14 protein-coding genes are annotated in these 12,239 nt (G+C 46.0%); all 14 read right to left on the bottom strand.

Going from position 1 to position 12,239, the window contains the following annotated elements:
- Nucleotides 1-792, bottom strand: a complete 792-nt coding sequence (gene flgG / locus TRNA_RS30655) for a flagellar basal body rod protein FlgG (protein ID WP_003181784.1) — start codon at nt 790-792, stop codon at nt 1-3.
- A gap of 27 nt (nt 793-819) precedes the next feature.
- Nucleotides 820-1,287 (bottom strand): flagellar hook assembly protein FlgD, encoded by a 468-nt coding sequence (gene flgD / locus TRNA_RS30650; protein WP_003181782.1) that lies wholly within the window; start codon nt 1,285-1,287, stop codon nt 820-822.
- Complete coding sequence (locus TRNA_RS30645) at nt 1,287-2,666, bottom strand: flagellar hook-length control protein FliK (RefSeq protein ID WP_003181780.1); 1,380 nt, start codon at nt 2,664-2,666, stop codon at nt 1,287-1,289. The genes flgD and TRNA_RS30645 overlap by 1 nt, the downstream gene beginning before the upstream one ends.
- A gap of 1 nt (nt 2,667) precedes the next feature.
- Complete coding sequence (locus tag TRNA_RS30640; protein WP_003181778.1) at nt 2,668-3,279, bottom strand: MotE family protein; 612 nt, start codon at nt 3,277-3,279, stop codon at nt 2,668-2,670.
- Between the two features lie 13 nt (nt 3,280-3,292).
- Entirely contained in the window at nt 3,293-3,736 is a 444-nt protein-coding gene (gene fliJ, locus TRNA_RS30635; protein ID WP_003181776.1) for a flagellar export protein FliJ, read from the bottom strand.
- 2 nt (nt 3,737-3,738) lie between these two features.
- On the bottom strand, nt 3,739-5,052 hold the full coding sequence (gene fliI, locus TRNA_RS30630; RefSeq protein ID WP_009328517.1) for a flagellar protein export ATPase FliI: 1,314 nt from the start codon (nt 5,050-5,052) through the stop codon (nt 3,739-3,741).
- Entirely contained in the window at nt 5,052-5,819 is a 768-nt protein-coding gene (fliH, locus tag TRNA_RS30625) for a flagellar assembly protein FliH (protein WP_011201651.1), read from the bottom strand. The genes fliI and fliH overlap by 1 nt, the downstream gene beginning before the upstream one ends.
- Nucleotides 5,803-6,819, bottom strand: a complete 1,017-nt coding sequence (gene fliG / locus TRNA_RS30620) for a flagellar motor switch protein FliG (protein ID WP_003181768.1) — start codon at nt 6,817-6,819, stop codon at nt 5,803-5,805. Before fliG ends, fliH begins: the two co-directional genes overlap by 17 nt.
- Nucleotides 6,820-6,832: 13 nt before the next feature.
- On the bottom strand, nt 6,833-8,434 hold the full coding sequence (gene fliF / locus TRNA_RS30615) for a flagellar basal-body MS-ring/collar protein FliF (RefSeq protein WP_003181766.1): 1,602 nt from the start codon (nt 8,432-8,434) through the stop codon (nt 6,833-6,835).
- A gap of 50 nt (nt 8,435-8,484) precedes the next feature.
- A complete protein-coding gene (fliE, locus tag TRNA_RS30610) occupies nt 8,485-8,802 on the bottom strand; it encodes a flagellar hook-basal body complex protein FliE (RefSeq protein ID WP_003181764.1) in 318 nt (105 codons plus the stop codon).
- Nucleotides 8,803-8,815: 13 nt separating this feature from the next.
- The gene (gene flgC / locus TRNA_RS30605) at nt 8,816-9,268 is read right to left on the bottom strand and encodes a flagellar basal body rod protein FlgC (protein ID WP_009328519.1); all 453 of its coding nucleotides are present in this window, start codon (nt 9,266-9,268) and stop codon (nt 8,816-8,818) included.
- Nucleotides 9,268-9,657 (bottom strand): flagellar basal body rod protein FlgB, encoded by a 390-nt coding sequence (gene flgB / locus TRNA_RS30600; protein WP_003181758.1) that lies wholly within the window; start codon nt 9,655-9,657, stop codon nt 9,268-9,270. Before flgB ends, flgC begins: the two co-directional genes overlap by 1 nt.
- A 353-nt stretch (nt 9,658-10,010) precedes the next feature.
- On the bottom strand, nt 10,011-10,790 hold the full coding sequence (gene codY / locus TRNA_RS30595; RefSeq protein WP_003181756.1) for a GTP-sensing pleiotropic transcriptional regulator CodY: 780 nt from the start codon (nt 10,788-10,790) through the stop codon (nt 10,011-10,013).
- A 38-nt stretch (nt 10,791-10,828) separates the two neighbouring features.
- Nucleotides 10,829-12,232, bottom strand: coding sequence for an HslU--HslV peptidase ATPase subunit (gene hslU / locus TRNA_RS30590; protein WP_011197975.1), 1,404 nt, complete (start codon nt 12,230-12,232; stop codon nt 10,829-10,831).
- Between the last annotated feature and the right edge of the window lie 7 nt (nt 12,233-12,239).

The raw sequence follows: 12,239 nt of genomic DNA, 5'->3' as shown, positions 1-12,239 counted from the left end.
CTATCGCTTCAGATTGACGAGTTCCTGAAGAATTTCATCAGAGGTTGTAATGATTTTCGCATTGGACTGGAAGCCGCGCTGCGCGATAATCATTTCGGAAAATTCTTCTGAAAGGTCGACGTTCGACATTTCAAGCGCACTCGTTTGAATTTTTCCTGAGCCGCCTTCCCCAGGTACAACGACTTGCGGATCTCCCGAACTCAATGTTTCGCGGTAAAGGTTGTCTCCAGCTTTTGATAATCCGGATGTGTTGCTGAATGTCGCAAGCGAGATCTGGCCGGCGGTCTGGTTCTCGTTGTTTTGATCGACATAAGAAACGGTTCCGTCAGGAGCGATGCTGAAGCTTTGCGCGTCTTGCGGAATGTTGATTCTTCCATTATTGGCCGTTAAGACGAACAGCCCGTCAACAGTGACGAGGTCACCTTCATCAGATCGGTAGAAGTTTCCTGATCTTGTGTAGTACACTTCATCTCCTGATCCGACGCGGAAGTAGCCGTCTCCTGTAATGGTCATGTCAAGCTGGCGGCCTGTTGTCGAAGGCGCTGCGTTTGTGTGAATGATATCGATCGATCCGATCGTTGCACCGAGTCCGACCTGCTGGCCGTTTACAGAGCCGCGGTTTGCAGTAGACGACGACGCGCCGGAAAGCTGCTGGCTGACAATATCTTTAAACGTAACCCGGCTTTTCTTATAGCCTGCCGTATTGATATTCGAGATGTTGTTGGCGACGACATCAAGCTTTGTCTGAAAGTTTTTCATGCCGCTGATTCCTGAGTATAGTGAACGTAACATAATTATTCCTCCCTGAATTGTCTGTTTTTATTTATCAGAATGGCTTACCGCCGTCACATTCCACGGATTGACTTCGGTTCCATCGTCAAGGACAAGCAGATACTGTCCGTCTGAGCTTTTAACTGATTTGACGAGCGCCGTTTTTTCTTCGCTGTCTTCGCCTTCATAGGTGACTTCTTTTCCGATCCAGCTGACATACATCGTCATCGGGTCCTGAAGTCCGACGAACGTCGACATCGTTGTGTTCAGATTCGTTAGCTGCTCTAGGCTTGAAAAGGTCGCCATTTGCGCAATGAATTCGCGGTCTTCCATCGGATTTAAGGGATCTTGGTACTGCAGTTGTTTCATCAGCAGTTTCAAAAATTCATCCTTCCCAAGATTGGAGCCGCTCCCTGCTTTCTCGGCTTTTTTTGCCTCGGATAAAAAATCGGATGTCGTCGATTTCGTGTTTGTTGTTCCTAAGGCGGTTCTGGTATCAATTGAAGTATCAGACATTAGATCTCCTCCTCGCTGTCCTGTGATCGAGTCTCGATAAGCTCATCCAGAAACTCCTGAAAATCCTCATTTTCCTGCTTACTTTGCTGATCTTGCTTCGGCTGATGCTGGTTTTTCTCATCGTCCGCCAGCTGTCCGAAAGTCTGATCGCTGTTTTGAAGCGGAACACCGAAGCGGTCAATTTGCACAGACATGTTGGGCAGCGCCTGTTTAAGATGCGCGAGATTGTGTTCGAGCAGCTCTTTAGCCGACTGGGTCGATGCGATGATTTTGCTTGAAAACATCCCGTGCTGTTTGACGAGCTTGATCGTGATAAAGCCAAGATTTTCAGGATTCAGGCGGATCGTGAAACTGCCTGTCGACCTGCCGAACGGCGTATACTTCATCTGTTTCCATGAGCTGAGAATTTGTTCTGAAAAGCTTTTCGGCTGAGCGGAAGCTTCCTCTGCCGCCGAAGGCTGGAGACCCTGGATCAGCGCTGTGCCTGTCCGATGATTGGCCAGTACAGAGGATTGAATCGGCTGTTCCTTTTGGCCTTGCTTTCCTTCAGTTTGAATTTCTCTTCTGTTCAAAACAAAGGACAACGGCTTCTCAGAAAGAGAAACATCGGTTTTCTTGCTCATGAGCATTGCCTTGAGTTCGCTTTCGGCCATTTTCCACTCTTTTTGATCCGGTTCAGCGTTTGCGTTCATCATCTGCTCCATTAAGCTTTTCAAGCTTTTCAGCTCGGTGTTTGACATGGACAAAAGCTGCGATTGGCTCGGATCTTTCGTGAAAAATTGACGTTTAAGCTCATCAATCAGCCCTTCTGCTCCCGCCTTTGTTTGAAGAGCGGCGAGAAATTCCGGCGCCTGTTTCAATAATTCTGCGATTTGCGAAGTTTTGAGTGACGGTTGATTTTCATTTACAATCGCAGCTAGCAGCTGCTGAATCTGGCCGAGAATTTGCAGGTCGGGCTTTTTCGGCTCTTCTGTCCCGCTTTCGTCGGCAGGCAAAGCTTTAGCATCAGCCGTTTTGCCTGATTGTTCAGGCAGGGCGGCTTTTTCAAGCAGCTCTTTTATTTGTTGTAACAGCTGTTCTGCCAATGCCAGTTCATCCGGAGATGCATTCAGCTCTTCAAGCTGCTGAAGGGAATTCAGCCAGTCTTCATTGAAAGAGCTGTCTTCCTTATTTGAAAGCCATTGCTTCAGTTCATGCAAAAGCCCTTCCAACGGCGTATCCTGAGAAGGCTCTTCTCCCTTTTGAAAAGGGGAAAGTGAGCTGTTTTCCTTCTGGAGCACATTCTGAAAGAGCGCGCCCAACGGCGTCCTGCTCGTTTTTGCAGGTGCAGTGTCCACCGCAGGTTTGGCATCAAAGGAGATTGCGTCAAAAAGCCTCAAGCTATTCCCCCCCTTCTTTTTTCGCTTCGTTTTTCGCCTCGTTTTTCACAAGCTTTTCTGTGAATACAGCCGCTTTATCAGGAGACATTTTTGAGAGGATCTCAGTCACTTTCTTTTTGCTTAAAGAATCTAAAATATTGATTGCCTCTTCCTCTTTTAATTCGCTTAAAATTTTTGCAGCTTTATTGCTTTGCATGCTTTCATAAATTTTGACGACTTTTCCGTCTCCTTGACCTTCGGCGTTCTTTTTATCCTGCTCTTTTTCATCTTTTTCCGTTTTTTCGAGCGAGCTGATTTTTTGTTTCAGCCTTTTAATCTCTTGATCACTCGTTTTTAAGTCACTCGTCAGCGTTTCGATTTCGCTTTTTTGTTCATCGATCGTCTTTTGGAGCTTTTCTGCTTTGTTCTCCTGCTGTTTAGTTGCGTGATCTATGTCCTGATCCTCGCCGTTTTTCACAAGCTCTTTTACGACGGGAATTTTTGAGGCTGCATCCTGAAAATTGACGCCCAAAAGCCACATGCCGACGAACGCTACAACGATTAAAAAGATCAGCGGAATGACGATGACAAACAAAAATGTCTGAAATTTACCGGCTTTTTTTTCTTCGGTCATCGTTTTTCTACCCCTAGCTTCCTTGAGTTATGTACTGGGCAATGGAGATATCGTCCATTTCCTTTAACTCATTTGCTTTGTTTTGCAGCGAATACATTTCAAACTGCTTTTCTTTCATTTTTTCAAATTTTTTCAGCTCGATATTTTTCTCCGTCAAATCGTGCTGTTTTTCATTCATTTCATTTCTCTTCATCATGACGAGCTTTTGATAATGGTAGATTGTCGTTTCAAGATTTGTGACAAATTGCTGATAATGCCGCATTTCCTGAACGCTCATCCCCGTCTGCATCTTGATTTCCTTGTTTTTTTCCAGCGTTTCTTTTTGGCTCATGCTTTCATACAGCTTTTCCGCGACCTTTTCGAATTCGGAAACTGAGTGCTGATATTCAGCAAATGATTGGTCTTTTTCATTTTCTTTAAGCTCGAGGAGCTTTTGAAATTTAAATGAATAAGCCATTCTTAATCCTCTCTTCCTGTAAGACTCTTTAATAAGGAAATGCTCTCTTCCAGCGATGCCGCTTCATCCACTTCCTGCTTGAGGAAGCTGATCAGCTTAGGGTGGAATTGTATGGCCTCATCAATTTCTCTGGAAGACCCTTTTTTATAGGCTCCTATGTTGATCAGATCCTCTGAGTTTTGATAGGTTGACAGCATTTCCCTGAACCGGTTCGCTGCTCTGATATGGTCTTTCTCGGCGATGTTCGACATCACCCTGCTGATGCTTTTTAAAATGTTGACTGCCGGAAACTGGCCTTTATTCGCAAGGGCTCGGTCAAGAACGATATGGCCGTCCAAGATTCCCCTTACAGTATCGGCGATCGGTTCATTCATATCATCGCCGTCGACAAGAACCGTATAGAAAGCAGTTATTGACCCGCTTTCCGTCGTTCCTGTTCGTTCTAAGAGCTTAGGTAAAATAGCGAACACTGAGGGTGTATAACCTTTTGTCGTCGGCGGTTCGCCCGTCGCCAGGCCGATTTCCCTCTGGGCCATGGCGACCCTTGTCACCGAGTCCATCATGAACATGACGTTTTGTCCTTTGTCGCGGAAGTACTCGGCAATCGCTGTTGCTGTATAGGCCGCTTTCAGACGCATCAGCGCCGGCTGGTCAGATGTAGCCACTACAACGATCGTTCGCTTCAGCCCTTCTTCGCCGAGATCTTTCTCTATGAACTCCCTGACTTCCCGGCCCCGCTCTCCGACAAGAGCGATGACATTCAAGTCTGCGGCCGTCTCTCTCGCAATCATTCCCATAAGCGTGCTTTTTCCGACGCCGCTTCCGGCGAATATCCCGACACGCTGTCCTTTTCCGACGGTCAGCAGACTGTCGATCGATCTGACGCCGACCGCCATTTTTTCTCTGATCGGCGGCCTTTTCATCGGATTAGGCGGCGCCTGGTCTGTCGATACTTGAGCCAGACCTTTCGGAAGCACGCTGCCGTCGAGCGGATTGCCGAATGCATCGACAACTTGTCCGATCAACCCGGAGCCGACTTTGACCCTAAGCGATTCGCCCGTCGCTTCGACAATGCTGCCGGGGGCAATATTGGCCGCTTCCAAATATGGCATCAGAAGAATATTTTGGTCTTTGAAGCCGACAACTTCAGCTTTAATAGCCTTTGGCCCGTCACCTTTTGTATAGATTTTGCAGACATCGCCGATTGAACATTCAGGTCCTTTGGATTCAATCATCAGGCCGACCGCCTGTTTGACTTTTCCGTATCGTTTGTAGGAATCTGCGGTTTCTATACATTCAAGCAGCTGCTTGAGCATCACCGGACAACACCTGCCGTTTCAAGCAGGCTGAGCAGTTTTTGTTTCAGCTGCTGCAATTGAGTGTCGATGCCTGCATCGATTCTTCCGAAAGCCGTTTCAACATAGCACGTTCCTTTCGGCGCTTTTTCATCGGCGTATATCGCGATATGGGCGCCGTATTGGAGGAGCTGCTCAAGTTCGTTTTTGTGGCTTTGAACCTCGGTGTAGTACTCCGGATCTACATAGATGGCAATGTCATCGAATTCCTTCATTTCCGACAGCACCTGTTTTACGAGGGCTGTAAAAGCTTCTTTGTCGTCAGCCTTTTGATTCCAAACTTTTTTAGCCAGTGACACGGCAAGTTCGACAATTTCTTCGGATGATTGTTCGATTTTTTCTTCATAGTCACGTCTAGCCGCCCGGACGATGGCATTGGCTTCATCCAAATACGCTTGATAAGCGCTTCGGGCCTCGGCCTTTCCCTCTTCAAATCCAGCTTGAAAGCCTTCTTGTTTCGCCTGGTCTATCAGCGCTTCGCGTTCTGTTTCCCAGCTTGACCGTTCCTCTTCGATTTGCCGTCTGACCTGTTCGAGTTCAGCGCTCGCTTTTTCGTATATTTTTCCGGCTTCTTGTCTGGCATGGTCGAGGAGGTATTCCGGATCCTGTCCGGTATCAAGTTCGGTTTCTGTCTCAGGAAGTTTGACTTCCTTTAATGAAATCGTCCGCCTTTCTTTTTTCGGTATTGATGATAATCGCTGTTTAATAATGTTAGACAATGATATCATCTCCTCCGCCTCTGGCGATTACGATCTCACCTGCTTCTTCAAGTCTTCGGATGACGCTTACGATTCTCGATTGAGCTTCTTCTACGTCACGCAGACGCACAGGGCCCATGAATTCCATTTCCTCTTTAAATGTTTCAGCCATACGCTGCGACATGTTGCTGAAGACGATGTCTTTGACCTCTTCGCTGGCCACTTTGAGAGAAAGAAGCAGATCGTCGTTTTCCACATCGCGGATAACCCTTTGAATAGCGCGGTTATCAAGCGTAACGATATCTTCAAAGACGAACATCCGCTTTTTAATCTCGTCGGCAAGCTCAGGATCCTGAATTTCAAGGGCGTCAAGGATCGTTTTCTCCGTACCTCTGTCAACTCCGTTCAACACTTCGACTACGGCTTCGATACCGCCGGTCTGCGTGTAGTCCTGAGTGAATGTGGACGATAGCTTTTGCTCCAGAATCTGTTCGACTTCATTGATGATTTCCGGCGACGTCCTGTCCATAACAGCGATCCTTCTTGCAACCTCTGCCTGCACATCCTGATTCAGCTCTGACAATATCTGACCCGATTGCACGGGATCGAGATAAGACAGAATCAATGCGATCGTCTGCGGGTGCTCATGCTGGATAAAGTTCAGAATCTGCTCGGGATCCGCTTTTCTGGCAAAATCGAACGGTCTGACTTGAAGAGACGATGTCAGCCTGTTGATAATGCTGGCGGCTTTGTCTTCGCCGAGCGCTTTGTCAAGCACCTGCTTGGCGTAATGAATGCCGCCTTGAGAAATATATTCTTGAGCAATAGCCGTTTCATGAAATTCCTGAATAATCTCATCTTTTTTCTCAGGTGATACAGCTCTGACATTTGATATTTCAAGCGTCAGCCTTTCGATCTCTTCATCTGTTAAATGCTTGTAAACGGAAGCTGACACATCAAGCCCTAAGGATATCATGAGAATGGCCGCTTTTTGTTTGCCTGTAAGCCTGTCTTGTTTCATTTTTGCCATTTCAATACTCCTCCTAATCCTCGGTCAGCCAGCTGCGCAGTAATTTGGCGAATTCTTCAGGCTTGTCTTTCGCCATTTTTTCAAGCTGTTTTCGTCTGACAGTTTCTTCTGTCTCTTTTTCATTGTTCACATCAGCAACCCGAATCGGCTCCTGAGGCGTTTCATACCATTCTTCCTCGTATTCGTCATCTCTATTTTTACGTCTTCTGACAAGCCAGATGATGAGGCCGATTACAGCAACAAGCGCTGCTCCGCCTGCGATGTAAGCCCACATCGGTATGCCGCCTGTTTCCGTTCCTTCATCGATTGTCTGCTTGCCGTCGAACGATTGGACAGAAACAACGATTTTATTTTCAACATCCTCATCTGTCAGAGGCTCTTCTTCATAGTTCTTGTCAATCGATGTTTTCACAATGGTTGAGAGGATTTTTTTAATATCGTCCTCCCTTTCAGCAGGCAGTGACTGCGGGTTGTTTGCATCAGGCGGTTCAACCATGACCTGGACGCCCAGATCTCTGATTTTGTACGGGCTCTCAGCGATTTCTTTATGGATTCTGTTGACTTCATTGTTGATTCGTTCTTCGCTTTTCTCATAGTCTCCGTTGCCTGTTCCGCCTTCTGTTTCAGCATAGTTCGTTACATCGTTTTCACCTGTTCCGTTGACGCCTCCCGCTTGTGCTCCCTGTCCGGAATATGTTTCACTGACGCGCTCTGCGCTGACCGTGATTCCTTCCATATTTTCTTTGTCGACAGGTTCAACCAGGTCTTCCGTCCTGTTTTCTTTTGTGAAATCGATGTCAGATGTGACGGATACAACCACTTTATCCTGTCCCATCATCGTGCCGAGCATGGTTTGGATTTGTCTTTGCAGGTCCTTTTCGATCTGGGCCTTGACTTCCCTTTGGGAAGAATAGCTGTCGGCGTAAGAACCGGACTCTTTGCCTGTTTGATCGTAATATGTGGAGTTTTGATCCATGATCACGATGTTTTTCGGGTCAAGGTTCGGCACGCTTTTCGATACGAGATGATAAAGGCCGTTGATTTCATTTTGATCAAGCGTGTGGCCGGGCTTCACCTGAAGAACAATCGAAGCGGATGCTTCCGGCTTTTCCTCTCCGACAAAGACGGATTCCTTCGGCAGGTTAATCATAACCTTCGAATCTTTAATCCCGTCTATTCCTTTGATGAGGTTGGATAGCTCGGTTTGCGTGGCTTTCACTTTCAAAACGTCAAATTCGTTGTCCGTCATGCCAAAACCGGCATTTTCGCCAAAGAATGAATAATCGATGCTCCCGCTTTTCGGAAGGCCCTCTGCGGCAAGATCGACTTTCAGTTCATCGACTTTTTCTTCCGGAACTTTGATGACTGAACCGTCAGTCGCAACTTCAGATGGAATACCTTTTTCATCGAGCACCTGTTTGATTTGGCCGGTTTCTTCAGCTGACAAATCTTTATAGAGCGGCACCATTTTATTTGACGAAGCAACAATTCCAATGATGATTGACAGGATGACTGCCAGAGCGACAATGCCGATCAGCAGAATCTTCTGCAGCTTTGATCTGTTTTTCCAAAAATCAGTTATTTTCGTTTTAATTTGCAATAAATTACGATTCATCTTACTCCCCCGGTAGTTACACTAATTCTCTTCGCTTTCAGACTCCTTTCTTACATTTGCATTCTCATGATTTCCTGATAAGCTTCAACCGCTTTGTTGCGGAATTCCGTCGCAGCCGTCAATGTAATGTTTGCCTTCTGGGCTGCAATCATCACTTCATCAAGGTTGACATCCTGACCGAGAGCAAGCGCGTTTGTCAGTTTATCAGATTCATTTTGAGATTGATTCAAAGCATTGATAGAATCTTTCAGCACGTTGGAAAAGCTGACTTGGTTCTCTGAACCGTCCTGCTTGTTCTTGATCTGATTTGTTGCATTCGTTCCCGCCTGCACGGATTGAACTCCAAACGGAGAGATTCCATTAACCATTCGTGTCATCACCCTACTTTCCGATTTCTAATGCTTTCATCAGCATTCCTTTTGTCGCGTTCATTGCTGTGACATTGGCTTCATATGACCTTGTGCTGCTCATTAAATCGACCATCTCTTTTAGCGGATCGACATTCGGCATCTGCACGTATCCGTCTTCGTTTGCGTCGGGATGGGTCGGATCATAAACGAGCTTAAACGGTGTTTTGTCTTCGCTTATCTTGGTCACCTTCACCCCTTCGCCGACTCTCGCCGATGCATTCATCGATGATTGGAGAACGGATGAAAAGGATTCGCCTTTCGGAGCCGTCGATACAAGCTTTCTTCTATACGGCTGCCACTGTCCGTCAACCAGCTTCGCTCTCGTCGTATCCATGTTTGCCAGGTTGGAAGAAACGGTATCCATTCTGACTCTCTGTGCAGTCAACGCTGAAGCTGAAATGTTGATGCTATTGAATACCCCCATTATTTACCTCCTGTAATCGCGGTTCTTAGCGAGTTGAATTTTCCGCTTATTCTTTCAACCAGCGCTTGATACTGGATTTGATTTTTCGCCATTTCACTCATTTCCTGATCAACGTCCACATTGTTCCCGTTTTCTTGATAAGTTGTATTCTTTCTCGACACAACTGAATAATTTGGCTCATTCCCTTTAAAGTCAATGTGTCTATAGTCTGTTTTTATGGCATTAATCCGGGAGGACTCCTCATTCAGCACATTTTTGAAGGATACTTTTTTCGCCTTGTAGTTCGGTGTATCTACATTGGCCAGATTGTTCGTTATGACTTTTTGCTTAATGTTCGCTTGATTCAAGGCTCCCTCTAGTCTATGTATCGTTCCTGAAAATATATCCACCGTCCAAATACCTCCAATCTTTTTCCATCTGTCTTAAAATCTTGTCGAGAATTGTAAAAACCATAAGCCTATTGTAAGGAATAATAGGCTTAAAGTCTATGATCTGGAAGCAAAAAAAAATCGTAAGAAATATCTATTTTATGAATAGGTATTTTGACCTAGATTATAAGAACTATGTAATGTTACGTTCATTAAAGTTTCAAAAAATTATGTTAGTATATCTTTTATTCAAGTAACGCATTGATTTTGCACCGCGTTTTAGTTGTTTTTTGATATGAAAAAATTACGATAATATAGTTTAAAACATGAAATAAAAAAAGCCGCAGAACGGCATGTTCTGCGGCTTTCGCCTTTTAATGAGACTTTAGTTTTTCTAACTCCATCAAAAATTTGTTGTTCAGCACTTTGATGTATGTGCCTTTCATCCCTAGTGACCTTGATTCAATGACACCGGCGCTTTCAAGTTTACGGAGCGCGTTGACAATGACCGAGCGGGTGATGCCGACGCGGTCTGCAATTTTACTAGCGACAAGCAGGCCTTCATTTCCGTCAAGCTCCTCAAAAATATGTTCAATTGCTTCAAGCTCGCTGTAAGATAGTGAACTGATCGCCATTTGAACGACCGCTTTGCTGCGCGCTTCCTCTTCGATCTCTTCCGCTTTCTCTCTGAGAATTTCCATTCCTACGACAGTGGCGCCATATTCGGCAAGGATCAGATCGTCATCCTCGAATTTCTCCTGAAGGCGGGACAGAATCAAGGTGCCCAGTCTTTCGCCTCCTCCGATGATCGGAACGACCGTGGTCAGACCCGCTTGGAACAAATCGCGGTTTTCCACAGGGAAAGCTGTGTATTCGCTGTTGATGTCAAGGTTAGATGACGTTTCCGGAATGTTGAACAGGCTTTTTGTATAATCTTCAGGAAACTGGCGCTCTTCAAGCATTTTTTTCATCCGGTCATTTTCGATCTGCTGGTTGATCGAGAAACCGAGAAGCTTTCCTCTGCGGCTGACGACGAAAATGTTCGAATCAATCACATCGCGAAGCGTTTCGGCCATTTCTTTAAAATTAACCGGCTTCCCTGCCGCATTTTGCAGCATTGCATTAATCTTTCTTGTTTTTTGTAATAAAGCCATAATAAATTGATCCTCCTAAATTACTCTTATTTAATTGTTTATAAAATAAACTGGCTTAAATCCTTATTCTTAGCGATCGAACCGAGCTTTTCTTCAACATATTGAGGCGTGATGACCACTTCTTCCATCGTCACATCCGGAGCCTCGAATGACAGTTCTTCCAAAAGACGTTCCAAAATGGTGTGAAGCCTTCTCGCCCCAATATTGTCTGTGTCCTGGTTCACATGATAAGCCACTTCTGCAATCTTACGAATAGCATCGTCAGAAAATTCAAGAGATATACCTTCCGTCTTCAATAAAGCCTTATACTGCTTAAGAAGAGCGTTGTCAGGCTCAGTTAAAATTTTCACAAAGTCATCGATGCTCAGCTTTTGAAGCTCAACGCGTATTGGAAAGCGCCCCTGCAGCTCAGGAATTAGATCTGAAGGCTTCGCCATGTGGAATGCACCTGCAGCAATGAACAGAACGTGATCCGTTTTGACCGCACCGTACTTTGTCATGACGGTAGATCCTTCAACAATCGGAAGAATATCGCGCTGCACGCCTTCTCTTGAGACGTCTGCCGATGAAGAAGCACCGCTCTTTTTGGCGATTTTATCGATCTCATCGATAAAGATGATTCCCGACTGTTCGGCTCTCTGGACAGCTTCCTGGGCAGCTTCGTCCATATCGATGAGCTTTGCCGCTTCTTCATTCGTCAGCACTTTTCGCGCTTCCCTGACCGTAAGCTTGCGGCGCTTTTTCTTTTTCGGCATCAGGCTGCTGAGCGCATCCTGCATGTTCATGCCCATCTGTTCCATACCCGAGCCTTGGAGCATATCAAACATGGACGGCTGCTGCTCCTCCACCTCAACGGTGACATAATGGTCTTCAAGTTCGCCGAGAGCAAGCTGATGCGCAATCCGTTTTCGGTTGTTTTCGATATCCGCGTCTTCTTGCTTTTCCGCTTCACCAGTTTCTTGATCCTGATTTCCGCCAAACAGCATTTCAAAAGGATTTTTCGCACCTGTCTGTTTTTTTCTTCCCGGTACAAGCAGGCGGACGAGGCGTTTATTTGCGTTTTCTTCAGCGATGCCTTTCACTTCGTTCATTTTTTCCTCTTTGACGAGGCGGACTGACGTTTCCACAAGATCCCTGACCATCGACTCCACATCTCTGCCCACATAACCGACTTCCGTGAACTTCGTCGCTTCGATTTTGACGAACGGAGCGCCGACGAGTTTCGCGATTCGTCTTGCAATCTCGGTTTTTCCCACACCTGTCGGGCCCATCATCAATATGTTTTTCGGAACGATTTCTTCGCGCAGTTTTTCATCAAGAAGACTTCTTCTGTAGCGGTTCCTCAATGCCACGGCGACCGCTTTTTTCGCATCGAGCTGGCCGACGATGTATTGATCAAGCCTTTCGACGATCTGCCTAGGAGTCAGCGGCTTTTTTTCCATATGCCTC

It is taken from the genome of Bacillus licheniformis DSM 13 = ATCC 14580 (assembly GCF_000011645.1).
GTDB lineage: Bacteria > Bacillota > Bacilli > Bacillales > Bacillaceae > Bacillus > Bacillus licheniformis.
Note: the sequence above shows the minus strand (reverse complement) of the source record. Positions and strands in the feature narration are given on the sequence as shown.